The organism is Actinoplanes xinjiangensis (assembly GCF_003148685.1).
Taxonomy (GTDB): domain Bacteria; phylum Actinomycetota; class Actinomycetes; order Mycobacteriales; family Micromonosporaceae; genus Actinoplanes; species Actinoplanes xinjiangensis.
In genome coordinates this window covers 86,751-111,779 of the sequence record NZ_QGGR01000014.1, presented here as the reverse complement: position 1 = coordinate 111,779, position 25,029 = coordinate 86,751, and the positions used below count along the sequence as shown (strand labels likewise).

The following is a 25,029-nucleotide window of genomic DNA, read 5'->3' as shown; positions in this document are numbered from 1 at the left end:
CGCTTGCACGTCGGCAATTGTTCTAGGCTCGGAGCGGGGAACGACCGGGAGACCAACCGAGATGCACTGGCGGCTGCTGGGGCCGATGCGCCTGTCGCACGGCGCACACGAGGTCGATCCCGGACCCGGCAAACAGCGTTGCCTGCTCGCCGCGCTCCTGCTCACTCCACGCCAGGTGGTCCCGTCCGGCACCCTCATCGACCGGATCTGGGGCGACTCGCCGCCACGCTCGGCCACCCCGCTCGCGCCGTACGCCACCCGGCTGCGGCGGATCCTCGACCCCGTCCCCGGCGCCGGCAGCCTCCGGTTCACCGCCGGTGGCTACCTGATCGACTGCGAGCCCGACCTGGTCGACCTGCACCGGGCCCGCCGCCTGGTGATCGAGGCCCGCGCCGCCGAGGAGGCCGGCGACGACGAACTCGCCGGCCGGCTGCTGCTCGACGCCCTCGACGGCTGGGGCGACGAGGCCCTCGCCGGAGTACCCGGCGACTGGGCGGCCCGGGTCCGTGACGCCCTGGCCCGGGAACGGCTCGACGTGCTCACCCGCCTCGGCCGCAGCACCCTGCGCCTGGGCCGCGCGGAGGAGGCCGCCGAACGGCTCGCCCCGTTCGCCGCCGAGCACCCCACCGTCGAGGGTCTGGTCGCGGTGCAGATGAGTGCCCTGGTCGCGGCCGGGCGGCCGGCGCAGGCGCTGGAGGCGTTCGCGCGTACCAGGGATGCCATCGCCGACCGTCTGGGCAGCGAACCCGGACCCGAACTGACCGCCCTGCACACCCGGATCCTGCGCGGCGACGCGCCGTCCGTGGCGGTGCCCGGCCGCCGTGCCGGCGAGCTGTCGCAGCTGCCCGCCGACGCCATCGCCTTCACCGGCCGCCGCGCCGAGCTCGGCGAACTCGACCGCGCGCTGGCCGGCGGGCTGCGCGTCGCCGTCGTCACCGGTCCGCCCGGTGTCGGCAAGACCGCCCTCGCCGTGCACTGGGGGCACCGGGCCCGGCACCGTTTCCCAGACGGGCAGCTCTACCTCAACCTGCGCGGCTTCGACCGGAGTGACGAGGTGATGGGTGCCGACGAGGCGGCCCGCACCCTGATCGCCGCCCTCGACCCCGGGCGGCCCGTCCCGCACGGCCTCGACGTCCGCACCGGTCTGCTGCGCGGCCTGCTCGCCGGGCGGCGGCTGCTGCTGGTGCTCGACAACGTCCGCGACGCCGCCCACGTGCGGCCGCTGCTGCCCGGCGCCGGTGCGACCGTCGCCGTCGTCACCAGCCGGGACCGGCTCACCGGCCTGATCGCCTCGCACGGTGCCGCCCCGGTGCCGCTCGACGCCCTCGACCCCGGCGCCGCCGGTGAACTGCTCGCCGGGCGGCTCGGCGCGGCCCGTCTCGCCGCCGAGCCGTGCACCGCCGCCGCCCTGGTCGCCGCCACCGCCGGCCTGCCGCTCGCGCTGGTCACGGTCGCGGCACGGGCCGCCATCCGCTCCGGCGAGACACTCGGCGACCTGGCCGCGGAACTCGCCGGGTCCCGTCTCGACGGCCTCGGCGACGATGACGAGACCGATCCGCGGACCGTGTTCTCCTGGTCCTACCGGTCGCTGAGCCCGGCCGCGGCCCGGCTGTTCCGGCTGCTCGGCGCCAACCCGGGACCCGACATCTCGGCCGCCGCCGCGGCATCCCTCGCCGCTGACGGCCGGCCGGACGAAGCCGCTGACGGCCGGCCGGGCGAAACCGCTGACGGCCGGCCGGACGAAACCGCTGACGGTCGGCCGGACGGAACCGCTGACGGCCGGTCTAGCGGGACTGTTGACGGCCGGTCTGGCGGAGCCGCTGACGGCCGGGTCGGTGAGGCTCTCGGTGAGCTGGTGCGGGCCAGCCTGCTCGCCGAGCACCGGCCCGGCCGCTACGTGATGCACGATCTGCTCCGGGCGTACGCCGCGGATCTGCTGACCGGGACCGAACGGGACGCGGCCGTGCGCCGCCTCCTGGACCACCTACTGCACACCGCGCGCACCGCCGCGCTGAACCTGGACGCCAAACGGCGGCCGTTGACGGTCCGGCCGCCGGCCGCCGGGGTCCGCCCCGAGCCGCTGAGCGGCGAGGCCGAGGCCCTGCGCTGGTTCACCGCCGAGCACGCCGGCCTGATGGCGGCGCTGCGCCACGCCGCCGACCTGGACGACTACGGCTGGCAGCTGCCGTGGGCGATGAACGACTTCCTGGACCGGCAGGGCCACTGGGACGACTGGGCGGCCGCCGAGCGGATCGCCGTCACCGCCGCCCGCCGCCGCGGCGAGACCCGTGCCGAAGCCGGCGCCCACCAGTCCCTGGCCCGCGGCTACGTGCAGGTCGGCCGGTACGGCGAGGCCGAAGGCCACTACGCCGAGGCGGCCGGTCTCTACGAGCGGCTCGACGACCCGGGCGGTCACGCCAACATCCTGTTCGGTATCGCCTGGATGCGCGACCGGCAGGGCCGCAACGCCGACTGCCAGGATCTGATCCGCCAGGCCCGGCCGCTCTACCGGGCAGCCGGCGACGTGGTCGGCGAGGCCCGCGCCCTCAGCGCTCTGGGCTGGTCACTGGGCCGCGACGGCCACCACGACCTGACCCTGCGCTACTGCCGGGAGGCCCTGGCCCTGCACGACGCGCTCGGTGACCGGCACGGGCAGGCCGCCACCTGGGACAGCATCGGCTGGGCACACCATCACCTCGGTGACCACGACCGGGCGGTACAGGCCTACCAGCGGTCGCTGGACCTCTACCGGTCCGCCGGGGACCTCGCCAACGAGGCCGACATCCGCGAACACCTCGGCGACGCCCACGCCGCGGCCGGTGACAGCGCGGCCGCCGTCGCCGAGTGGCGGCAGGCCCTGGCGCTGCTGGAGCGGCTCGACCACCCGGGCGCGGCCGGGCTGCGTGTCAAACTGCGGCTGAACTGAACCGGCCGGGGTCGCCCGCACCGATCCGCAGGATCTCCGGCTCGCCCTCGGACAGGTCGATCACCGTGGTCGGCTCGGTACCGCAGTCCCCGGAGTCGATCACCGCGTCGATCGCGTGGTCCAGGGTCTCCTTGATCTCCCAGCCCTGCGTCATCGGCTCGGTCTCGCCCGGCAGCAGCAGCGTCGAGGAGACCAGCGGCTCACCGAGTTCGGCCAGGATCGCCTGTGCCGTGGTGTGCGCGGTGATCCGTACCCCCACCGTCTTCTTCTTGGGATGCAGGAGCCGCCGCGGCACCTCCTTCGTCGCCGGGAGGATGAACGTGAACGGCCCCGGTGTCGAGGCCTTCACCGCCCGGAACAGCGCATTGTTGATCGTCACGAACTGGCCCAGCTGGGCGAAGTCGTGACACATCAGCGTGAAATGGTGCCGGTCGTCGAGGTTGCGGATCGACCGGATCCGGTCCAGCGCGTCCTTGCTGCCCAGCCGGCACCCGAGCGCGAAACACGAGTCGGTCGGGTAGGCGACCAGCCCGTCGGAGCGGATCAGCTCGACGATCTGGTGGATGCTGCGCGCCTGCGGATTGTCCGGGTGCACGTCGAAGTACTTGGCCACTCCCGACAGCTTAGGCTTCGGCGATGACGAGCGTTCACCGCCCGGCGGTTCGGGTGATCTGTTTCGACGCCGACGGTCGCATTCTGCTCATGAACTGGGCGGATCCGGTCTCCGGCGGCCGGCTGTGGGAGCCGCCCGGCGGCGGGATCGACCCCGGCGAGACACCGTTGGAGGCGGCGCGGCGCGAGCTCGCCGAGGAGACCGGCCTGGACCCGGCGGCGATCGGCTCCCGGTACCTCGAGGTGCAGCGCGACACGGTCTGGAAGGGCACCCGGTTCGTGGGGCCGGAGCAGTTCTTCACCGCGTCCTTCCCCACCGCACGGCCGCCGGTGGTCCGGGAGGGCCTTCTGCCGTACGAGCAGAGCGAACTGCTCACCCACGCCTGGGTCGCCCCGGCCGACCTGGCCGGGCTGCCCGACCGTCTGGAGCCGCCCGCCCTGCCCGAGCTGCTTCCGGAGTTCCGCTCCTGGTCCTGACCGCCGGTCACGCCGCGTCGCGTCAGTCGCCGGACCGTTCCGCGCCCGCATCGAGCAGTCGCGCCGCGAACAGGGGATCGCGCAGCGCCTGCTCGATCACGAGCCCGGTCAGCTCCCGCGGGTCCAGAGCCTCGGCCGCCCGCCGCAGATCCGCGCGTCCCGGCTCGGTGGTGTCCTCGCCGTGCGGGATCCCGGCCGCGGCGAACCGGATGCCGTCCTCGAAGGCGGCCAGCGCCACCGCGACCGCGTGGACGCAGAGGCCGTCGTCGCCCGGATCGGCCGGACAGTCGCAGTCGCCGGTGAACGCCCGGTCGACCACACCCACCCACGGCTCGAACCGGCTCGCGCCGTCGGTCACCACGGCCCGCGCCCCGCCGCCCACCGGCTCGGGATCGGCGACGTCACCCAGGTCGAGCAGCCGCTCCGCGGCCTCGGTGATCTCGGCGGGAACGGAACCGCGGAACGCCGCCACATCGATGAGAACAGCCACGGCCGACACCCTACCGACTGCCGGCGCGGCCCCGGGCGGGAGTGATCAGGTGGGCGGGGTCAGCCAGGCGGCGGTGTCCGGTGGCAGCAGGCCACCGGCGGTGAGCGGGCCGCTGGTCAGCAGCAGGCGGCCCGGAGGCAGGGGGGCCGGGGTGGTGCCCATGGCGACCGTGAGCGTGAACGCCGGGCGGCGGGCGATCAGGCGGGCGTCGTGGTCCACCGACCAGGCGACCGGGTCGTCGGGGGAGAGGCGCAGGCGGCGGCGCAGGGCGATCGCCTCACGGGTCAGCGGCAGCGTCGGTGACGTGAGATGGGCGGACCAGCCGGGCGGGACCGGCAGCCACTCCTGCGCCGAGCCGGGTGGGGAGAAGCCGTCCGGCCAGGGCAGCGGCACCCGGCAGCCGTCGCGGGAGAAGCCGGACCGGTTCCAGGCCGGGTCCTGACGGGCGGCGGCGGGCACGTCGGCCTCCGGCAGGCTGTACTCCTGGCCCTGGTAGAGGTACGCGGCACCGGGCAGGCCGAGGATGGTCAGCAGGGCGGCGCGGGCGCGGGCCGCGTTGCCGTAGCGGGTCGCCGTGCGTACCACGTCGTGGTTCTCGACGACCCAGGTCACCGGGCGGTGGGCGAGCAGGCGGGCGGCGGTGTCGTGCCAGGCACCGGCGTCCCACGGGGCCAGCAGGAACTCGAAGGCGAACGCCTGGTGCAGACGGTCCTCGCCGACGTAGCGGGCGGCCCGGTGCGGGTCGAGGTTGACCTCGCCGATCAGGGCGCGCGGCGGATCGTACCCGTCGGTGATCGTCCGCCATCGGCGGTAGACCTGGATCGTCTCGGGCTGGTCGCAGGCGTACGGGTTACCACGCAGCCGGCCGGGCTCGCCGATCGTGCCGGCCGGCAGCGACGGCAGGCCGGGCGCCTTGAACAGGCCGTGGGCGACGTCGATGCGCAGGCCGTCGACGCCGCGGTCCAGCCAGAAGCGGAGCACGTCGTCGAAGAACGGGGCGGTACGCGGGTCGCGCCAGTTCCAGTCGGGCTGTTCCGGTGCGTACAGGTGCAGGTACCAGGATCCGTCGGCGACCTGTGTCCAGGCGGGGCCGCCGAACACGCTGGGCCAGTTGTTCGGGGCCGGGGCGAAGTGGAAACGGGCGCGGGCCGACGGATCGCCGGCCAGCGCGGCCCGGAACAGCGGGTGCCGGTCGGAGCAGTGGTTGGGCACGATGTCGACGATGACCCGCAGACCGAGGCCGTGGGCACGGGCCACCAGGGCGTCGAAGGCCGCCAGGTCACCGAAGAGCGGGTCGACGTCGGTGTAGTCGCTCACGTCGTACCCGTGGTCGGCCTGCGGTGACCGCTGGAACGGCGTCAGCCAGATCGCGTCGGCGCCGAGTGCGGCGATGTGCCCGAGGCGGGCGGTGAGGCCCGCGAGGTCGCCGACGCCGTCTCCGGAGGCGTCCGCGAAGGAACGCGGATAGACCTGGTAGACGACGCCGTCGCGCCACCACACCGGTCAGCGGCGGTGGGACCGGTTCTGGAAGCGGGCGAACAGGTTGCGGAGCCGCTGCTGGTTCTCCGGCTTGGCGAGCTGCCGACGGCCCTGCTCGGTGAGCTGACGGCCGCGGGGACTGCTCAGGAAGGCCTGGATGCGCTGCGTGATGGTTGCCATGCATCCAGTGTGCCCAGCGGGCACCGGAATCACACTTCCCGGCCGTGATGCTCAGCCTTCCCACAGCCTCGGGCGCCCCGGAAGCGTGGCAGGGGGCGGGGAACCGGGGAATGCTGGGGCGTAGCAGAGCCGCGAACGTGAAGGAGCCGTTGTGGAGACCGACCTTTTCATCGCCGGGAAGTGGGTGCCCGCGTCGTCGGGTGCCCGGTTCGACGTGCTCGACCCGGCGACCGGCGACACGATCGCCTCGGTCGCCGACGGCGGCGAGGCGGAGGCGATCGCCGCGGTGGAGGCGGCGGCCGCGGCGGGCCCGGGGTGGGCGTCGACCCCTCCGAGGGTCCGGTCGGAGGTGCTCCGCAAGGCCTTCGAGCTGATGACCGACCGCGCCTCGGAGCTGGCGAAACTGATCAGCCTGGAGAACGGCAAGGCGCTCGTCGACGCGAAGGGCGAGGTGACGTACGCCGCCGAGTTCTTCCGCTGGTTCGCCGAGGAGGCGGTCCGCGGCGACGGGGCGATCGCCACCGCCCCGTCCGGTGCCAACCGGATCCTGGTCGTCCGGCAGCCGGTCGGGGTGTGTGTGCTGGTGACGCCGTGGAACTTCCCGGCCGCGATGGCCACCCGCAAGATCGGCCCGGCGCTGGCGGCGGGCTGCACCGTGATCCTGAAACCGGCCAGCGACACCCCGCTGACGGCGCTGGCCATGGCCGCGATCCTGGCCGAGGCCGGCGTGCCCGAGGGCGTGGTGAACGTGGTGCCGTCCCGCAGCTCGGGCAGGGTGGTGTCGGCGATGCTGCGCGACGCCCGGGTGCGCAAGCTGTCGTTCACCGGCTCGACCGAGGTGGGCCGGATCCTGCTGGCGCAGGCCGCGGAGAACGTGGTGAACACGTCGATGGAGCTCGGCGGCAACGCGCCGTTCGTGGTGTTCGCCGACGCCGACCTGGACGCCGCGGTGGACGGGGCGATGATCGCGAAGATGCGCAACGGCGGGGAGGCGTGCACGGCGGCCAACCGGTTCTTCGTCGAGGCGCCGATCGCCGGCGAGTTCGCCCGGCGGCTGGCGCAGCGCATGTCGGCGCTGGTGGTGGGCCCGGGGACGGACGAGAAGACGCAGGTCGGCCCGCTGGTCAACGAGGACACCGTGGCGAAGGTGGACGAGTTGGTCAGGGGCGCCCTGGACGGCGGCGCGGAGGCGGTGACCGGTGGCAGCCGGCCGGACGGGCCGGGTTTCTACTACCCGCCGACGGTGCTGACCGGGGTGTCCGCGGACGCGCCGATCCTGCGGCAGGAGATCTTCGGCCCGGTGGCGCCGGTCGTGACGTTCACCGGTGAGGCCGAGGCCGTGCGGCTGGCCAACGACACCGAGTACGGCCTGGTGGCGTACGTCTACACCGGCGACCTGGCGCGCGGCCTGCGGGTGAGCGAGGCGATCGAGGCAGGCATGGTGGGCATCAACCGTGGCCTGGTCAGTGACCCGGCGGCACCGTTCGGCGGGGTGAAGCAGAGCGGCATCGGCCGGGAGGGTGGCCACGACGGCCTGCTGGAGTACCTGGAGTCGAAGTACATCGCGGTCGACTGGTGAGTATCCGGCGGTAGCCGCTGTCGAGTCGCGCGACCCGGCCGTCGGACTTACGGTCATGGATATAGCCCATCGGTGACGGGGGACGGCATCTCATGACGAAGTGGTCGAGGTGGACAGCCGGGTCGGCGGCGCTGCTCCTGGCGCTGGCCGGATGCGGTGGTGGCGGCAGTGATCCGGATGATCCGACGCTCACGGTGTGGAGCCTGGAGAACCTGACCGACCGGGTGCAGGCCACCCAGCGGATCGTGGACCGGTTCACGGCCGAGACGGGGATCCCGGTGAAACTGGTCGCCACCGACGAGAACCAGTTCAGCAGCCTGATCACCAACGCCGCGGCGGCCGGCACGCTGCCCGACGTGGTGGGCGCGCTGCCGCTGGCCGCGGTGGCGCAGATGCACACCAACGAGCTGGTCGACACCGCCGCCGCCGGTGCCGTCGTCGACCAGCTGGGCCGGGACGGGTTCACCGGCCGGGCGCTGGAGCTGACCAGCCAGGACGGTGCCCAGCTGGCGGTGCCGTCGGACGGCTGGGCGCAGCTGCTGTTCTACCGCAAGGACCTGTTCGAGGCGGCCGGTCTGCCGCGCCCGGACACCTACGACGCGATCCGCGCCGCCGCGCAGAAACTGAACACGAAGGACGTCGCCGGCATCACGCTCGCCACCGTCGGCAACGACGCCTTCACCCAGCAGTCGTTCGAGAACCTGGCGCTCGGCAACGGCTGCCGCCTGGTCGACGACGCCAAGGCGGTCCAGCTGGACTCCCCGGCCTGTGTGGCGTCGTTCCAGTTCTACGCCGACCTGGTGACGAAGTGGTCGGTCCCGGGCGCGCAGGACGTCGACACCACCCGGGCCACCTACTTCTCCGGGAAGGCGGCCATGATCGTCTGGTCGTCGTTCCTGCTGGACGAACTGGCCGGGCTGCGCAACGACGCCCTGCCGACCTGCCCGCAGTGTGCCGGCGACCCGCAGTGGTTGGCGAAGAACACCGGCGTGGTCACCGCGGTGTCCGGCCCGGACGGACAGCCGGCGCAGTACGGCGAGATCACCAGCTGGGCGATCACCCGCGACAGCCCGCGCTCGGAGCAGGCGAAGCGGTTCGTGGCGTACATGATGAACGAGGGGTACGCCGACTGGCTGGGCATCGCTCCGGAGGGCAAGATCCCGGTCCGGCCGGGCGCGGCCGACTGGAACAGCCTGCCGGCCGGGGTGGACACCAAGAAGCCGCTCGCCGAGGTCTATCCGGCCGACGTGCTCACGGCACTACGGGACAGCCCCGGCACGTTCCAGCGCTGGGGATTCCCGGAGAAGCAGGGCGCGCTGGTCGGTGCCACTCTGGGCGAGTTGCCCGTACCCAAGTCCCTGAGTGCTCTGGCCGGCGGCGAGGTGGACGCCGCGGGCGCCGCCAAGCGGGCCGCCGACGACGTCCGCGCCATCCAGAAGTCGCTGGAATGACCCGGCAGCTCACCGCCCGGCAGCGGGAGAACCGGGCCGGGCTGGCCTACCTGTCGCCGACGCTGGTCGTCGTCGTGGTCGTGGTGATCCTCCCGATCCTGTGGACGATCATGCTGGCCTTCCAGCGGATCCGGCTGATCAACCTGCGCCGGGCCGGGGTGTTCGGCGACTGGACGTGGGCGAACCTGGAGACCGTCCTGACGTCGCCGGGGTTCTGGTCGTCGCTGTGGACCACCCTGGTCTACACGGTCGGCTCCACCTTCGGCTCGATCGCCATCGGCCTGGTCGCCGCGCTCGCCCTGCGTGGCCGGTTCCGGGGCCGGACGATGGTGCGCGCCTCGGTGCTGCTGCCCTACGTGGCGCCGGTGGTGGCCGTGGCGTTCGTCTGGAACGTCCTGCTCAGTCCCCAGTTCGGGCTGGTCAACGACTGGGGCGTGCGGTTCCTGGACTGGGACCGGCCGATCGCGTTCCTGAGTCAGCGGGAGTACGCGCTGTTCACCGTGATCGCGTTCGAGACGTGGCGGTACTTCCCGTTCGCGTTCCTGTTCCTGCTGGCCCGGCTCCAGGCGGTGCCGGCCGAGTTGGAGGAGGCGGCACGGGTCGACGGCGCCGCCCCGACCCAGATCTTCCGGCACATCCTGCTGCCCCAGCTGGGGGCGGTGATCGCCCTGCTGAGCGTGCTGCGGTTCATCATGACGTTCAACAAGTTCGACGACGTCTATCTGCTCACCGGCGGCAGCGCCGGTACGCAGGTGGTCAGCGTGCGGGTGTACGAGTTCCTGACCGCCCGGTTCGACATCGGCGCCGCGGCCGCCCAGGCGCTGGTCCTGGCCGCCGGGCTGGTCGTGCTGCTGATCGTCTATCTGCGTTTTCTCGCTCCGAGAGTGGAGGACTGATGGACCGCGCTTCGGTGGAGATGCGGGTGCTCCGGGTGCTGCGGCCGATCGTGATCACGGTGCTGGCGGTGATCACGCTCTTCCCGTTCCTCTACATGCTGCTGCTCTCGGTCCGGCCGATCGAGGAGCTGCTCCAGCATCCGGGCCGGTTGTGGCTGGGGCCGTCGGAGTGGACGCTGCGCACCTACCGCGAGGTGCTCACCCCGACCGAGGACGGCGGACAGGGATTCCTGCGGCTGCTGACGAACTCGGCGATCGTCTCGGTGGCCGCGACGCTGCTCACCCTGCTGGTGTCGATCCCCGGGGCGTACGCGGTGGCCCGGCTCCGTTTCTTCGGCCGCCGGCAGGTGCACTTCCTGTTCCTGGCGGTCTACCTGTTCCCGTCGATCCTGCTGGCGATCCCGCTGTTCGTGCTCTTCACCCGGCTGGGACTGCGCGGTTCGCTGGGTGGCCTGACCCTGGTCTACATCGCGCAGACCGTCCCCGTCTCGATCTACATGCTGCGCAACTACCTCACCACGATTCCGGCCAGTCTCGAGGAGGCGGCCGCGGTGGACGGATCCGGCCGGCTCCAGACGCTGCGGAAGGTGGTGCTGCCGCTGGCCGCTCCGGCGGTCATGGCGAATGCCCTGTACGTATTCATGATCGCGTGGAACGAATTCCTGTTCGCGCTGCTCTTCCTGGTGGAAGATCGAGCCGACTGGACGGTCTCGCTGGGCCTCGCGCAGCTCTCCGGCGGCATCGAGGTGAGCAAGACGGTCCTGATGGCCGGTTCCGTGGTGCTCACCCTGCCGATCCTGATCATATTCTTCGCGGCCGAACGGTTACTCACCGAAGGACTGACGGCCGGTGCGGATAAGGGATGACGCGATCACAGACAGTGATTGTTGGCAGTAAGCACAGAGAAATGAATAATCTTGTTCTCCGGCCCCCAACCCGATGATGATCACGTTGTGCGTTGACCGATACTTGGCGGACCGTTCAGCGCCCACCGCAGCTCGGGTCACCCTGAGAGGACATCTATCGCCATGCGCAAGTCTTTGCTCGCCCTGGTCGCCGCCGGACTGCTGACGACGGCCACACTCACGGCCTGTGATGACGGGGGCGACGCCGGGGAAACCGGCAGCGATAGCGCGACGACGTCGAACGGTGGCACCGAGATCGCCGGCGCCGCCGACATCGGGGTGATCCTGCCCGACACCAAGAGCTCCGCACGCTGGAGCACCTCCGACCCGGCGTACCTCCAGGCGGCGTTCAAGAAGGCGGGCGTCTCGGCGCAGATCGTCAACGCCGAGGGCGACAAGGAAGAGTTCAAGCGGCTCGCCGACACCCTGCTCGACAAGGGCGCCAAGGTTCTCATCATCGCGAACCTGGACGCGGCCAGCGGCAAGGCGGTCATCGCCGACGCCAAGTCGCGTGGCGTCCCGGTGATCGACTACGACCGGCTGACCCTGAACGGCAACGCCGACTGGTACGTCAGCTTCGACAACGAGAAGGTCGGCTTCCTCCAGGCCAAGGCGCTCGAGAAGTGCCTGGCGGACATGCCGGACGCCCCGGCGACCCCGGTGATCGCCGAGCTCAACGGCTCGCTCAGCGACAACAACGCGCACCTGTTCAAGGACGGCTACGACGGCGTGCTGAACACGCTGTACGACAACGGCACCTTCTCCAAGGGCCCCGACCAGTACGTTCCCGAGTGGGACAACGACGAGGGCCGCGAGATGTTCGCGCTGATGCTCAAGCAGTACCCGAACATCGGCGGTGTGCTCGCCGCCAACGACGGCCTCGGCAACGCGGCCATCGAGGTGCTCCGGGAGAAGGGCCTCAACGGCCGGGTGCCGGTCACCGGCCAGGACGCGACCGTCGAGGGCCTGCAGAACGTCCTCGCCGGCGACCAGTGCGTGACCATCTTCAAGGACGTGAAGCTGGAGGCGGACGCCGCCGCCGACCTGGCGGTCAAGCTGTTCCAGAAGGCGAAGGTGTCGGCGCCGGCCAAGCTGAAGGACCCGGAGTCCGGCCTCTACATCCCCTTCGTGAAGCTGGAGCCGCAGGCCATCACCAAGTCCAACGTCAAGTCGGTCGTCGACTCCGGCTTCGTGGACGCCAACACCCTGTGCACCGCCAAGTACAAGGCGGCGTGCAAGGACGCCAAGATCATCAAGTAACGACGTCTCGTGGCCGGCAGACCCGCCCTCAGTCCGCGATCCTGATCCGGACCCGGCGGTTCTGCCGGCCCTTGCTCTCCACCTTCACCACCTCGACCCGGCCGACCTGAGCGGTCGACGCCACATGGGTGCCGCCGTCGGCCTGCACGTCCAGGCCCACGATGTCGATCACCCGGATCTCCGGGTGATCCAGCGGCGGCAGCGCGTCCTGCGTACGCACCAGCGTCGGGATCTCCAGCGCCTCGGCCCGCGGCAGCACCCGCGCCACGATCTTGCGGTCGGCGGTGATCTCCGCGTTCACCGCGTCCTCCAGCGCCAGTTTGAACCCGGGCGGCACCTCCGGCAGGTTGAAGTCCATCCGGGCTTCACCCGGCTGCATGTTTCCGCCGGTCACCAGGGCCCCGAAGTCACGGAACACGGTGCCGCAGAGAATGTGCAACCCCGAGTGGGTACGCATCAGACTGGTCCGCCGGTCGTCGTCGATCGCACCCCGCACCGTCGTCCCGGCCGCCGGTACCGGATCGCCCGGCGCCGGAATCAGGTACTGCTCGTCGCCTTTGCGGGTGTCGACGATGCGGGTGCGCACCCCCTCCCACAGCAGCACCCCGTGGTCCGGCGGCTGCCCGCCCCCACCCGGGTAGAAGGCGGACCGGTCGAGCACGATGCCCGCCTCCGGGTCGGCCGCGTCGGACCACACCACCGTGCAGTCCCATTCACGTACGGTCGGGTCGCTCCAGTCCAGGCGTTCGGTCACGAACCGGAACTCTAATCGGTCAGAACCACCAACTGCCGCGTTGCGCGGGTCATTGCCACGTACCGGTCGACAGCACCCTCGACGCCGTCGCCGAACGAGGCCGGGTCGATCAGCACGACCAGATCGAACTCCAGGCCCTTCGCCAGCTCCGGCGTCAGCGACCGGATCCGCTCCCGCGACCGGAACGGCCGGTGACCGATCACGCACGCGGTGCCCTCGGCGTGCCCGGCCAGCCACTCGTCCAGAATCGCGTCCAGCTCCGCGACCCGGCCGTGCCGCACCGGGATGCCACTGGACCGGATCGACGTGGGCACGTTGGCGTCCGGCAGCACCGCCCGGATCACCGGCTCCGCCTCCGCCATGACCTCCGACGGCGTGCGGTAGTTGACCGTCAGCGACGCCAGCGTGATCCGGTCCAGCCCGGCCCGTCCCAGGCGCTCCGCCCACGACCCGGTGAACCCGTGCCTCGCCTGCGCACGATCGCCGACCACGGTGAAACTGCGGGACGGACAGCGCGACAACAGCATCTGCCACTCGGCGTCGGTCAGCTCCTGCGCCTCGTCCACCACCACGTGCGCGAACGGGCCGGCCAGCAGATCCGGGCCGGCCGCCGGGGGCGCGCCCCCCTCGGCCAGCACCTCCCGCAGATCCTGCTGGCGCAGCATGGTCATCAGGCCCTCGCCGTCGTCGTACTCGTTCGACGCGATCAGGTCCTCCACCACCCGGTCCATGCCCGCCTGCCCGGCGGCGACCGCGGCGGCCCGCCGGCGCTCCCGTCCGGCCGCCCGGGGATCGCCGAGCAGCCGGCGCGCCGCATCCAGCAGCGGAAGGTCCTCCACCGTCCAGGCCCGCGGATACGGTCGCTGCAACGCGCGGATCTCGGCGGCGCTCAACCAGGGCGCGCACCTGCGCAGGTACGCCGGAACCGACCACAGATCCGCCACCAGGTCGGTCGCCTGCAACACCGGCCAGGCCCGGCCGAACGCGGCCCGCAGATCCCGGTCACGGCCCAGTTCGGCCTCACCCACCTCGGATCGCCCGGCCAGGACGGCCAGCAGTTCGGCCCACACCTGATCGCGTGCCTCGTGATGCGGGGTGCCCGGATCCGGCACGGCGAACGCCTCCGCCCAGTCCGCCGCCGTCACCGTGACGTCCTCGACGGTCATCGCCGTGGTCGGCGGCTCCTCGTAGAACCGCACCGCCGCCTCCATCGCCCCGACCAACCGCGCCGACGACTTCAGCCGGGCCACCGCCGGATCGGTCTCCCGTGCCGCGCCCGCACCCTCCGGGACCAGATCCCGCAGCGTGCACGTCTGCACGTCCTCCTCACCCAGATGGGGCAGCACGTCGGCGACGTACCCCAGATACGGCTCGTGCGGGCCGACGAACAGCACCCCGCCCCGCCCGCGGGCCAGCCTCGGATCCGCATAACGCAGGTACGCCGTCCGGTGCAGGGCCACCACCGTCTTGCCGGTGCCCGGCCCACCGTCGACCACCAGCACCCCCGCCGCCCCGGCCCGGATGATCGCGTCCTGGTCGGCCTGGATGGTGCCGAGCACGTCCCGCATCCGCGGCGACCGGCTACTGCCCAGGCTCGCGATGAACGCCGACTGATCGTCCAGTGCGGCCGCATGCCCCGCGAACTCGTCGGCGTCGAACACCTCGTCCCAGTAGTCGCTCACCCGGCCGTCCGCCCACCGGTACCGGCGGCGCGACACCAGACCCATCGGGTTGGCGTGGGTGGCACCGAAGAACGGCTCGGCCGCCGGCGACCGCCAGTCCACCAGCAGCCGGGTCTTCGCACCGTCGGTCAGCCCGAACCGGCCCACGTAGACGGTGTCGCCGTTCGCGTACACCATCCGCCCCAGACAGGAGTCGAGGCTGAACCGCCGCAGCGCCCGCAGCCGGGAACTCAGCCGGTGGATCGCGTCGTCCCGGTCCACCGCCTGCCGTCCCTTGCCGGCCGGCGCCTTCCGTTCGGCGTCGAGATGTGCGGACAGCTCGGCGATCGACTGCGCCAGGCTCCCGGCCAACCCCGCGAAATGCTCCTCGTCCGCGGCTATCAGCGCCGGCGCGGCCTTGGCGGCGAGCCGCTCGGGCAGAGCGAAGGCGCTGGTGGTGGAGAGAGTCACGGTATCCCCGTTCCCGCAGAAGTGTGCTTGAGCAGCGATTCTGCGCCGGGGATGGGGTCTTGCGGCAAGACCCCCTATGTGCTATAGCTTAGAAGTGGCGGAGGGAAGGGAATTCCTGTCCGCCCTTTTTGCGCCCTGGGTCTTCGGCTTTCAGCGCTTTTCAGCGCGGGGTCCTTGGCTTCATCAGCGCCTGGGTGGTTTCTTCAGTGCCCGCCGTCGATCAGTGAATCACCGAGGGGCGTCCGCCGGTAGAGCACCGATCGCCCCGACCGGGCCCGCTCCACCAGCCCCGACCGGCGCAGCACCGTCAGATGATCACCGACCGCGCCGACCGCCATCCCGAACGCCCGCGCCAGCTGGCTCGTACTGGCCGCGTCGGCCAGCGAATCCAGCAGCAGCGCCCGCGACCGGCCGAGCAGTGCGGACAGATGCTCCGGCGCCGCTGCCGGCTCGCTCTCCAACAGTGTCGCCACCCCGCGGGCCGGGTAGACGATCGCCTTCGGCCACGGCTCGTCGCCGTAGACGGCGATCTCCGGCCAGATGAACACCGACGGGATCAGCAGCAGCCCCTGACCGCCCAGCACGATCGTCTCCGGGCTGCGCCCGGCCATGTCGATACCGCCGTCCCGCCAGCGCACCTTCGGATGCAGCCCGGCCAGCGCAGCAGCCCATCCGGAACGGCCCAGCTCGGCGGCCCGGTACACGACGTCGCGCTCACACAGCAGACGCATCCGCGGCCAGTCACCGGCCAACAGCGCCGCCCACGCCGCCGCGAACGCCCCGGCCAGCCGCTTCAGCACGTCCACCCCGGTGAGCACCGCTCGCGCCGCGTCCCCGGTGTCCGCCCGCCGCTGCAGGTAGAAGTCGATCTCCGCCCGTGCGGCCGCGGCCGGCGCCGCCCGCAGCGCCGCCAGATCGTCGTCGATGGTCTGCCCGATCCGCCGCGGCGGCGGGCACAGGAACGTCGCTCCCGAACCCGGCAGATGCAGCGCGAGAACCGCATCGACCGCCGGATCCGCCGCCCGCACCGCAGCGAACGGCGCTCGCAACCGCCGCAGCCAGGACTCCGGGATGCCCCGATTGTGCGGCCCGGCGAGCGCCCGCATCACGTTCTGCAACTCGAAGACCGGTGACAGCGCGAACCGGGTCCGCAGCAGATCCTCCGCATCCACCTCGAACCGCATGCCCTGACCTTACGTCCCATGGCGAAACATTCGTGCCCGCCGAACCCGTCACGGCACCCTCACCGCATGACCGAAGCCGCCCGCCCGGCCACCTACCGCGAGGTGTTCGCGGAGCCGAGTTTCCGCACCCTGTTCGTCGCCCGCACGTCCGCCGTCAGCGCCACCTCGCTGCAGATCTTCGCGCTGTCCGTGCTCGTCTACACGACCACCGAGTCCCCGCTGCTCAGCGCCGTCGCGTTCGGCGCCGGATTCCTCCCGCAGTTCGCCGGCGGCCTGCTCCTCGGCTCCCTCACCGACCGCCTCCGCCCGCGCCCACTGATCGTCACCGGCTACGCCGTCGAAGCACTGCTCTCCGTCATCCTCGCCCTCGCCGACCTCCCGGTAGGCGTCGCGCTCACCCTGGTAGCGGCGATCGCCTGCTTCACCCCGGTCTTCTCCGGCGCGGCCGCGAAACTCATCGCCGAACGCCTCACCGGCGACGCGTACGTCCTCGGCCGCGCCGTCTCCAGCATGTCGTCATCCTTCGCCCAACTCCTCGGCCTCACCGGCGGCGGTGTCGCGGTCGCGGCACTCGGCGCCCGCCACGCCCTCCTCCTGGCCGCTGCCTTCTTCCTGCTGGCCGCCACCACAGTCCGGCTCTTCCTCCCCACCGACCCCGTCGTCCCCACCGACCCCCTTGTCCCCGCCGACCCCCTCCTCCCTGTCGACGCCGCGCCACCCACACACCCCGAGTCGCCGGGATCCGAGGGACCACCAGGTCCACCGCGTTCACCCGAGCCAGGCTCCTCGAAGTCGCCCGAAGCACCCGACTTGTCGGCATCGCCGGTGCCACTGGCTTCGGTCGGGTCATCGGCAGCGCCGGGGACGCTGGAGTCGTTGGGGTCGCCGGCAGCATCGGCGCCGTCTGAATCGCCGAGGTCACCGGAAGCGCCCGGCTTGTTGGCGTCGGCGGCATCGTCGGTGCGACTGGAGTCGATTGGGTTGCTGGCAGCATCGGCGCCGTCTGAATCGCCGGGGTCACCGGAGGTGCCCGGGTTGTTGGCGTCGGCGGCATCGTCGGTGCGACTGGAGTCGATTGGGTTGCTGGCAGCATCGGCGCCGCCTGAATCGCCGGGGTCACCGGAGGTGCCCGGGTTGTTGGCGTCGGCGGTATCGCCGACGCAACGGGGATCGGCCAAGTCATCGCCGGAGCCACTGGAAGCGTTCGGGCCGCCTGGAGCGCCCGGGTTGTCTGCGTCGGCGGCATCGCGTTCGTCGGCGGTAACGCCGATGTCAGCCGCGGAGCCCGCACCGGCCGTCTCCGATAGGCCGGCCGTCTCCGGTGGATCAGGGAGCCGCGTGCTCGCCAACACGGCGGAGAGCCGGCCGGATGAAGGCCGAACGAACGCGGTACGAGACAGTTGGACCGGCGCCACCGCCATGCTCGCGGACCCCACGATCCGCCGCCTGCTGCTGGCGCAATGGTTGCCGTCCGCGCTGGTGGTCGGGGCGGAAGCACTGCTCATCTCCTACAGCGCGGACCGCGGCTTCCCGTCGGGTGCAGGCGCGGTCCTGATGGCCGGCCCAGCCGTCGGCATGCTCATCGGTGACCTCGTGATCGGCCGTTTCGTCCGCCCGAGCTGGCGCGAACGCCTCTCCGGCCCACTGGTACTCCTCCTCGGAGCCCCGCTGCTGCTACTACCGGCTGCCCCGCCGCTACCGGTGACCGCTGCTCTGCTGGTCCTTTCCGGCTTCGGTTTCGCCTACAGCCTCGGCCTGCAACGAGCCTTCCTGGAAGCGGCACCCGAGAACCGGGTAGGCCAGATGTTCGCCCTGCTCTCCACCGGTCTGATGGCCCTCCAGGGTGTCGGACCCCTGCTGGCCGGCGCTCTCGCTGAACTCACCACTCCGGCCACCGCGATCGCTTGCGCCGGCGCAGCGACGATGCTGGTAGCGGTAACCACCAGAAAACCCCGCTGAAGAGTTCCCGAAGCCAGGCCCGACGTTACATGGACAGCCGCGCCGGCCCCGACATCGCAAGCCGTCGCCCGCGTTGATGATCGCCGTCGGTGGTGCGCATCGCGATAACAGCAATAAGCCACAGGTCGAGAACAGCAATAAGCCACAGGTCGAGCCTGTTTCGAAGCCCTGTTGACCGGTGAGTGTTGCGATATGGCTGTCTCCCGGCCGTTTTAGCATCCCTCGCCCGCAGGCGCGCGATCAACAAGCCCGCCGATCGTCGCACCAGATGTGGTCGGGCATCGTCAGCGGCCGCTGGCCAACCGGGCCCGGTCTCCGGTTTGATGAGAAAGCCCCCACCCACCGCATCGAATCCGGTCCCCGAGCTCCCCGAGTTTCCCGCGCCGCAGGTGACGGACCACAGCGCGTATGGGGACGTTCTCACCGTCGCCCCGCCCGAGCTAACGCTGACCCCCAGCGGGCATCAGCGGCTCGTTCTCGCCGTCGTCTCGGCAGCCAGAGGTGGCACTGGCGGCCCGCCCGAGATGGCGGCCCGCCCGAGATGGCGGCCCGCCCGAGTTGGGGGTCCGTCCGGGTTGGGGGTCCGTCCGAGATGGCGGCCCGTCCGAGATGGCGGCCCGTCCGAGATGGCGGCTCGCCCGAGATGGCGGCCCGTCCGAGATGGCGGCCCGTCCGAGATCGCGCTGACGACGAGCCCGCGTGTACCGACCGGCTCTCGCGGCGCTACCACCAGCGGCGTTCGCCGGCTGGCTCGCACCGTCGTCTCGGCGGGCCCGAGACGACGGTGAGAGCCAGCCGGCTTTCGGAGGGCTGGGTCTGGCCGTCTCGCCGGCCGGATCGAGGCGGCGGGGGAGACGGGCTCAGGCGAGTAGTTCGCGGACGCGGGGGACGACCTCCGTGGCGTACAGGGTGACGCAGGTGGTCAGGTGTTCGGCGGGGAGCGGACCGTGGGAGTACTTCAGGTCGAAACGGTCGATGTCGAGGGCGCGGACCGTGGCGGCGATCTTCTGCGCGACGGTCTCCGGGGAGCCGACGTGCCAGGCGCCGTCGGTGACGTCGGCCTCGAAACGGTCGCGGGTCGCCGGCGGCCAGCCCCGTTCGCGGCCGATCCGGTCGAGGTTGCGGCGGGCGTGCGGCCAGAGGATGTCGACGGCCTCCTGGTCGGTGGCGGCGACGAAACCGGGGCAGTGCACGGCGATCGGCTGCTGTTCCTGGTCCAGTTCCTTGAGGGCCCGCCGGTACAGGTCGGTGTACGGCGCGAACCGGGCCGGCGCTCCGCCGATGATCGCCAGGACGAGGGGCAGGCCGTACTGGGCGGCGCGGACCACCGACTCGGGACTGCCGCCGACGCCGATCCAGGTGCGGATGCTCCCGGACTCGGTCTTCGGGTACACCTGCTGGTCGCGCAGCGGCGGCCGGATCGAGCCCTCCCAGGTGATCGGGCCCTCGGTGAGCAGCGACGACATCAGGTCGAGTTTCTCGGCGAACAACCGTTCGTAGTCGGCCAGGTCGTAGCCGAACAGGGGGAACGACTCGGTGAACGACCCGCGGCCGAGCATGATCTCGGCACGGCCGCCGGAGACCGCGTCCAGGGTGGCGAAGCGCTCGAAAACGCGTACCGGATCATCGGAACTCAGGACCGTGACCGCCGTGCCCAGCCGGATCCGCTCGGTTCTCGCGGCGATGGCCGCGAGGACGATCTCCGGTGACGAGATCGCGTAGTCGTCGCGGTGATGCTCGCCGACGCCGAAGAAGTCGACGCCGAGCCGGTCGGCGAGCACACCCTGCTCGACGACGTCCCGGATGACCTGCGCGTAGGGCTTGCCGTTGACATCACCGAAGGTGTCGAGACCGAATTCCACCCACGGATCCTATCGGCGGCCCTTCAGGCGCCGGCCCATCTCCCTGGCGATCTCCTTCTTGGCGTCCCGCTCGGCCATGACCTGCCTCTTGTCGTACGACTTGAGGCCGCGCGCCAGGCCCAGCTCGATCTTGGCCCACCCGTCCTTGAAGTAGAGCGACAGGGGCACCAGGGTGAGGCCCGACCCGTCCCTCAGCTGGTTGAGGATCTTGATGATCTCGACCTTGTGGAGAAGCAGTTTGCGGGTGCGCCGCGGGGCGTGGTTGGTCCACGAGCCGAAGCCGTACTCGGCGATGTGCAGCCCGTAGAGCATGAGCTCGCCCTCGTGCTCCTGCGCGAACGTGTCCACCAGCGACGCCCGGCCCAGGCGCAGCGATTTGACCTCGGTGCCGGCCAGCACCAGCCCCGCCTCGTACGTTCGGAGAATGGCGTAGTCGTGGCGCGCCTTCTTGTTCGACGCGATCAGCTTGACGCCGGTCTCCCTAGGCATCCGGCTCGAGCCCGTTGAGCTCCGCCGGGATCGGCCGGCGCATGGAGTAGGTGACGCTGCTCAGCCGGTGCGGCTCGTCCTTGACGTGGATGACGGCCCGGTCGTACGCCTGCCAGCCGGCCTGCCCCGCGCGGTTCAGGTGGCGCAGGTCGTCGAAGCGCTCGTCGGTGCCCCAGCGCAGCACTCCGCCCGGATGGTGGAACGTCGCCGTCCAGTCCATGAAACGGTCGGCGCCGAGCGTGCCCGCCGCGCGGTACTCCAGTCGCGCGAATTCCCAGTTGTCCACGCCGATGATTATGCCGTCCGATTAGGCCTGTTGCTGTTCGGTGGTGAGCGTCTGACCGTCCAGATGCCGGAAACCCGCTGCCACCAGGGATTTCAGGACGTCCGGGTCGACGTCGGCGAGTCGCTTGAGATAGAGGCACGACTTGCCGGTGCGGTGCGGGCCGAGCCGGTCCAGCAGGTCCTGGTAGCCGTCGAAGCCGGCCGAGATGTAGAGCGTCAGCGCCTGCTTGCGCGGGGACAGCCCGACCGCCAGCCAGTCGCCGGAGCGGCCGGAGGCGTATCGGTAGTGGTATGCGCCGAACCCGATGATCGACGTGCCCCACATGACCGGCGGGGCGCCGGTCGCCTCGGCCATCAGCGCGCACGCCGCCTCCGCGTCGGCCCGGCGTTTCGGGTCCGCCACCGCCGTCAGGAAAGCGGCCACGTCGGTGTCGTTGCGTGTGGTCTTCGGCTCCGCCATCCCCTCAGGCTAGGCCCTCCGGCGCAGATCGCCGGACCGCCGGGACCACGATCTGGTAGCGGGGCCGCCCACCCCCGCCGGCGGGTGACCGGACTGCCGGATCCGAGCACTTCAGGCACGCCCGGCGGGACCTGCCGCCCTACCTGGCCGCCACCCCGCGGATCATCAGCCAGTCCGTCGACCAGTCCGACTGGTCCGAACTCGGTGAGATGGCCGTCGACCGCTGACGCGGGCGGATAATCGATCTGATCCGGGCCGGCCGGCGGGCACAATGAGCCGCGTGCTCGCCACTACCCGTGACCTTCTGACCTCGCTGGACCCGCTGACGTACCGCGCGCGGATGAACCGCCTCGTGCAGTGGGCGCGGGTCGCACCCGACCGTGTCCAGGTCTGTGCCGAGCTGCGTGAGCAGGGTCCCTACGAGAGGCGGCTCGCGCTGGTCGCGGCGATGGCCGCCGAGGACGCCGACGGCATCGCCGCCGCGGTCCTCGATCCGCAGCCGTCGATTCGTCATGCCGCGCTGACCGCGGCGCTGCGTGCCGGCATTCCGGCCGGTGACCATGCCGACCGGCCCGCGGTCGAGCGGCGCCGGATCTATCAGGCGTTGCGCCGCCATGCCCGGCCCGAGGTCGCGGACGCCCTGATCGAGCAGGTCCGGGCCGAGTTCGGGGACGAGGAGGCCGCCGCCCTGCTGCCGGCCTGCGGCACCGGGACGGTACGGGCGTTGCTGCCCGAGCTGGAACACGCGCTGAGCCCGGCGCGACTCGTCCGGCGGCACCCCGGCCCGCTGCTGGACCGGATCCGTGAGCGGCTGGCGGCGGCACCGGCCGGGCGGCGTCACCGGATCTGGGCCGAGGCCGCCGGCGCGGTGCTGCGCTGCGACCCGGCGCAGGCACTGGACCTGCTGGAACGGTATGGACCCGAGGACACGCTGCCCGGATCGCTGCGACCGTACGGCGTCCTCGCGACGTACGACGCGCGCCGTGTCGTACGGCTGCTGACCGCACCCGGCCGTGCCGCCTGGCTGCGCCGCACCGTGCTGCCGCGGGCGCTGCTGCGCCGTCTCACCGCGGGGACGCCGGGGCTCTCCGTCGATGAGCTGGCGCCGCTCGCCGCCCTGCTCCGCGACAACGACCGGGCGCTGGCCGCCCTGCTCCGCGCGGTCGCGCCGTCCCGGCGGGGCGAGCTCTACGACCGGGCCATGGCCGAGGTGGACGTGACGGCGCGGGCTCCGGCTGAGGTGATCATGGAGGTGCTGCCCGCCGGGATCCGGATCCGCGAGGCGACCCGCATGCTGGCGATGCCGGAGGTCCGGGAGTCGGAGGACACGGTGTTCCAGTGGAGTGCCCACCTGGCGTGGCCGGAGGCGTCCGCCGCGCTGACGGCCGCGCTGCGTTCGGGCGACGCGGGCATTCGCGCCACCGGCTACACCCGCCTGCTGGACGCCGCCCGCCGGTCCCGCGACCCGCGGACGGTCGCCGAGGCGATCGGCCGGCTGGACCGGCTGCGCAACGAGCAGGATCCGGTACGCGCGGCGGCGCTCACCGCCCTGGCCGCAACGGCACGGCTGCTCACCGCGGACACCGCACCCGGCCTGACACAGCTGACCACCGACGCGGTCGAGGCCCGGGACGGGTCGGTCGCCACGATGCGGGCGCTGAGCGGGCTCGCCGCCGACGTCCTGCGACATCACGTGGCGGTGCCGGAACTGCGCGAATGGGCGCTGCTCACGATCGACCTGGTGACCAGCGGGTCGCAGACGCCGGTGCTGCGCCGCTTCGACAGCGTGCTGCGCCGCGGCGACGAGACGGCGGTCGTCGAGCGGCTGCGCGGCTGGGTCGAGGCCGGCATCGCCCGTGGCCGGTACGGTCCGCTGTTCGCACTGGTCCACGCCCTCGGCGACCGGGCCCGTAACGTGCCGGCCCTACAGGAGCTGCTGCGCGGTGCGATCGGCCCGGACACGCTGCCGTCGGTCGCCCGGACGGCGATCCGGTTCTGGCTCGACGATCCGCGCACCCGGGCGGACCGGGTCGCCGAGGTTCTCGACATCGACGCGAGCACGGTCACCGTCGACCCGGTGTGGCCCACACTCTGCCGGTCCCGTACCGACCTGCTCGACCGGGTCCTCGACCACGCCCCGCGCGGCCGGTTCCTCGACGCGCGGACCCGGTGGGTGCCGGGACCGGTACGTGACTGCGAACGCTGGCTCCCGCGACAGCAGGCCCGGTACGTGGCCCTCCAGGAGTCGATCATCGCCGACACCGGGCAGGGCGTGTGGCAGCGCGCGGCCGCGGTCAGGGCCGCCGCGGAGGTGCCCGAGGGCGGCCGCGAGTCGGCGCTGCGCCACGTCGACGCACCGGAGGTGCCGATCGCGGAGGCGGCGCTGGGTGCGCTCGTCTGGACCGGCGATCCGGCCGGCGCGCTGCCGGTGCTGCTCGGGCACGCCGGTGGGGACCGGGCCCGGGTGGCGCTGTACGCGGCCGGTCGCGCCGCCCAGCACGTGCCACCGTCCCGGCTGCCCGCGGTGCTCGGCCCGGTACTCACCGGCGACGCGAAGATCACCAGCCGGAAGGAGGCGGCGCGGCTGCTGGCCCGCTACGGACCGCCGCACATGATGGCGATGCTGCTCGACGCGTACACGCATCCGGCCGCACACCGGGACGTGCGTGCGGCGATCGTCGCCGCCGCCCGGCAGCGGCTGCGGTCCGATGCCGGTTGGAGCATCCTGGAGACCGCGCTCACCGGCAGCCGGGAGGAACGGCGGGCGGTCCTGGACGCGCAGGCGCACACGATCCCCGAGCGATACCGCCCGCGCTACGGACAGCTGATCGTCGCGTCGTGCCGCTCCACCGACCGGGAGGTGCGCCGCGCCGCGTTCGGGCGGCTCAACGAGTGGGCGCCGTGGCTGGACGGGATCACCGGCCTGGTGGTCGACCGGATCACCGACCTCGACGAGACGACCCATGCCCTGGAGATCGCCGAACTGCTGGAGGCCGGCGGCGACGAGGCCTTCGGTGCCGCTCTGGACCGGCTCGTGGAGCGCGACGCCGCCGACGACCGGCCCGGCGGCCCGGACACCGACCGCCCGGCCCGGCGCCGGGCCGAGATGCTCGCGCAGGCGGCGGCCGCCCGGTCCGCCGCACGCCCGGCCGGCGCCGACCGGGTCCACTTCGTCGAGCGGGCGCGGTGGCTCGCCGGGCTGCCCGGCTTCACCGTGACCGCCGTCCGGCTGCTGATCGACCTCGGCCGACTGGGCAACCTCGATGAGATCGCCGATTTGTGCGCCGGCCGGCCGGTCCTGGCGGTACGTGCCGCCGGGCACCTCGACGACCGGATGCGCGACCTGTGCACCGTGCCCGACGCCGGGGTCCTGATCGGCGCCGGCACCCGGCTGGCGGAACGCGGCGATCTCGCCGGCGGGCTGCTCGCGCTGTCGCTGGCCGGCTTCGGCGACGACTTCGGCTGGAAGACGCCGTGGCGCGACCTGCTGCACGCACTGCGCCGGCATCCGGAGACCGAGGTACGGGACGAGGCCCTCGGCGTCGACATGGCCGCCCCGAAGTACTACTGGACGAGCTGATCGGCCGCCGCCGACCACCACGACGGTCCACCGGGTGACGGATGCCGCGACGGCCGGTGGGCGTTCTGA

20 protein-coding genes are annotated in these 25,029 nt (G+C 72.1%); 9 read left to right on the top strand and 11 right to left on the bottom strand.

The features are described 5' to 3' along the window. Positions 1–61 precede the first annotated feature (61 nt). Entirely contained in the window at positions 62–2,926 is a 2,865-nt protein-coding gene (locus BC793_RS28625) for an AfsR/SARP family transcriptional regulator (RefSeq protein ID WP_109598103.1), read from the top strand. Here the strand turns inward: BC793_RS28625 and BC793_RS28620 are convergent. Continuing rightward, positions 2,907–3,539 carry an L-threonylcarbamoyladenylate synthase gene (locus tag BC793_RS28620; RefSeq protein WP_109598101.1) on the bottom strand — a complete coding sequence of 211 codons (633 nt, stop codon included), beginning with the start codon at positions 3,537–3,539 and terminating at the stop codon, positions 2,907–2,909. The two genes, BC793_RS28625 and BC793_RS28620, sit on opposite strands and share 20 nt — an antisense overlap. Positions 3,540–3,562: 23 nt before the next feature. Here BC793_RS28620 and BC793_RS28615 point away from each other — a divergent pair, with 23 nt between their 5' ends. Continuing rightward, complete coding sequence (locus tag BC793_RS28615; protein ID WP_109598099.1) at positions 3,563–4,015, top strand: NUDIX hydrolase; 453 nt, start codon at positions 3,563–3,565, stop codon at positions 4,013–4,015. A gap of 22 nt (positions 4,016–4,037) precedes the next feature. Here the strand turns inward: BC793_RS28615 and BC793_RS28610 are convergent, their stop codons facing one another. From BC793_RS28610 to BC793_RS50330, 3 genes are read right to left on the bottom strand one after another with little or no spacing between them, the layout of a single operon-like run. Beyond that, positions 4,038–4,505, bottom strand: a complete 468-nt coding sequence (locus BC793_RS28610; protein ID WP_158319404.1) for an SWIM zinc finger family protein — start codon at positions 4,503–4,505, stop codon at positions 4,038–4,040. A gap of 45 nt (positions 4,506–4,550) precedes the next feature. After that, entirely contained in the window at positions 4,551–6,005 is a 1,455-nt protein-coding gene (locus BC793_RS28605) for an alpha-amylase family glycosyl hydrolase (RefSeq protein WP_109598095.1), read from the bottom strand. A 3-nt stretch (positions 6,006–6,008) separates the two neighbouring features. Further along, positions 6,009–6,164, bottom strand: coding sequence for a hypothetical protein (locus tag BC793_RS50330; RefSeq protein ID WP_170167284.1), 156 nt, complete (start codon positions 6,162–6,164; stop codon positions 6,009–6,011). A gap of 151 nt (positions 6,165–6,315) precedes the next feature. Here BC793_RS50330 and BC793_RS28600 point away from each other — a divergent pair, with 151 nt between their 5' ends. The 5 genes from BC793_RS28600 to BC793_RS28580 all read left to right on the top strand — a co-directional run bounded on the left by BC793_RS28600 (position 6,316) and on the right by BC793_RS28580 (position 12,255). Then, positions 6,316–7,743 (top strand): NAD-dependent succinate-semialdehyde dehydrogenase, encoded by a 1,428-nt coding sequence (locus BC793_RS28600; RefSeq protein WP_109598093.1) that lies wholly within the window; start codon positions 6,316–6,318, stop codon positions 7,741–7,743. Between the two features lie 92 nt (positions 7,744–7,835). Continuing rightward, positions 7,836–9,194: an ABC transporter substrate-binding protein gene (locus BC793_RS28595; RefSeq protein WP_109598091.1), complete on the top strand. Its 1,359-nt coding sequence runs from the start codon at positions 7,836–7,838 to the stop codon at positions 9,192–9,194. Then, a complete protein-coding gene (locus BC793_RS28590) occupies positions 9,191–10,090 on the top strand; it encodes a carbohydrate ABC transporter permease (RefSeq protein ID WP_109598089.1) in 900 nt (299 codons plus the stop codon). The genes BC793_RS28595 and BC793_RS28590 overlap by 4 nt, the downstream gene beginning before the upstream one ends. Then, on the top strand, positions 10,090–10,956 hold the full coding sequence (locus BC793_RS28585) for a carbohydrate ABC transporter permease (protein ID WP_109598087.1): 867 nt from the start codon (positions 10,090–10,092) through the stop codon (positions 10,954–10,956). Before BC793_RS28590 ends, BC793_RS28585 begins: the two co-directional genes overlap by 1 nt. A gap of 162 nt (positions 10,957–11,118) precedes the next feature. Next, positions 11,119–12,255: a sugar ABC transporter substrate-binding protein gene (locus tag BC793_RS28580; RefSeq protein ID WP_109598085.1), complete on the top strand. Its 1,137-nt coding sequence runs from the start codon at positions 11,119–11,121 to the stop codon at positions 12,253–12,255. A 28-nt stretch (positions 12,256–12,283) separates the two neighbouring features. On the opposite strand, the gene BC793_RS28575 is transcribed toward BC793_RS28580, so the two are convergent. From BC793_RS28575 to BC793_RS28565, 3 genes are all read right to left on the bottom strand, one after another. Further along, positions 12,284–13,009, bottom strand: a complete 726-nt coding sequence (locus tag BC793_RS28575) for an alanyl-tRNA editing protein (RefSeq protein WP_109598083.1) — start codon at positions 13,007–13,009, stop codon at positions 12,284–12,286. Positions 13,010–13,020: 11 nt separating this feature from the next. Continuing rightward, positions 13,021–15,141, bottom strand: coding sequence for an RNA polymerase recycling motor ATPase HelR (gene helR / locus BC793_RS28570; protein ID WP_109598081.1), 2,121 nt, complete (start codon positions 15,139–15,141; stop codon positions 13,021–13,023). A gap of 203 nt (positions 15,142–15,344) precedes the next feature. Further along, the gene (locus BC793_RS28565) at positions 15,345–16,325 is read right to left on the bottom strand and encodes an ArsR/SmtB family transcription factor (protein ID WP_109598079.1); all 981 of its coding nucleotides are present in this window, start codon (positions 16,323–16,325) and stop codon (positions 15,345–15,347) included. Between the two features lie 66 nt (positions 16,326–16,391). On the opposite strand from BC793_RS28565, the gene BC793_RS51640 reads away from it, so the two are divergent. Further along, on the top strand, positions 16,392–18,284 hold the full coding sequence (locus BC793_RS51640; RefSeq protein ID WP_239169935.1) for an MFS transporter: 1,893 nt from the start codon (positions 16,392–16,394) through the stop codon (positions 18,282–18,284). 860 nt (positions 18,285–19,144) lie between these two features. On the opposite strand, the gene BC793_RS28555 is transcribed toward BC793_RS51640, so the two are convergent. The 4 genes from BC793_RS28555 to BC793_RS28540 are packed head-to-tail and all read right to left on the bottom strand — an operon-like array spanning position 19,145 to position 21,380. Further along, positions 19,145–20,146, bottom strand: coding sequence for an LLM class flavin-dependent oxidoreductase (locus BC793_RS28555; protein ID WP_109598077.1), 1,002 nt, complete (start codon positions 20,144–20,146; stop codon positions 19,145–19,147). Positions 20,147–20,155: 9 nt separating this feature from the next. Further along, entirely contained in the window at positions 20,156–20,635 is a 480-nt protein-coding gene (gene smpB, locus BC793_RS28550; RefSeq protein ID WP_109598075.1) for an SsrA-binding protein SmpB, read from the bottom strand. Beyond that, positions 20,628–20,921, bottom strand: a complete 294-nt coding sequence (locus tag BC793_RS28545) for a hypothetical protein (protein WP_109598074.1) — start codon at positions 20,919–20,921, stop codon at positions 20,628–20,630. Before BC793_RS28545 ends, smpB begins: the two co-directional genes overlap by 8 nt. A gap of 21 nt (positions 20,922–20,942) precedes the next feature. Next, positions 20,943–21,380, bottom strand: a complete 438-nt coding sequence (locus tag BC793_RS28540) for a DUF1801 domain-containing protein (RefSeq protein WP_109598072.1) — start codon at positions 21,378–21,380, stop codon at positions 20,943–20,945. A 271-nt stretch (positions 21,381–21,651) separates the two neighbouring features. On the opposite strand from BC793_RS28540, the gene BC793_RS28530 reads away from it, so the two are divergent. Beyond that, on the top strand, positions 21,652–24,960 hold the full coding sequence (locus tag BC793_RS28530; protein WP_109598070.1) for a hypothetical protein: 3,309 nt from the start codon (positions 21,652–21,654) through the stop codon (positions 24,958–24,960). Positions 24,961–25,029: the final 69 nt, after the last annotated feature.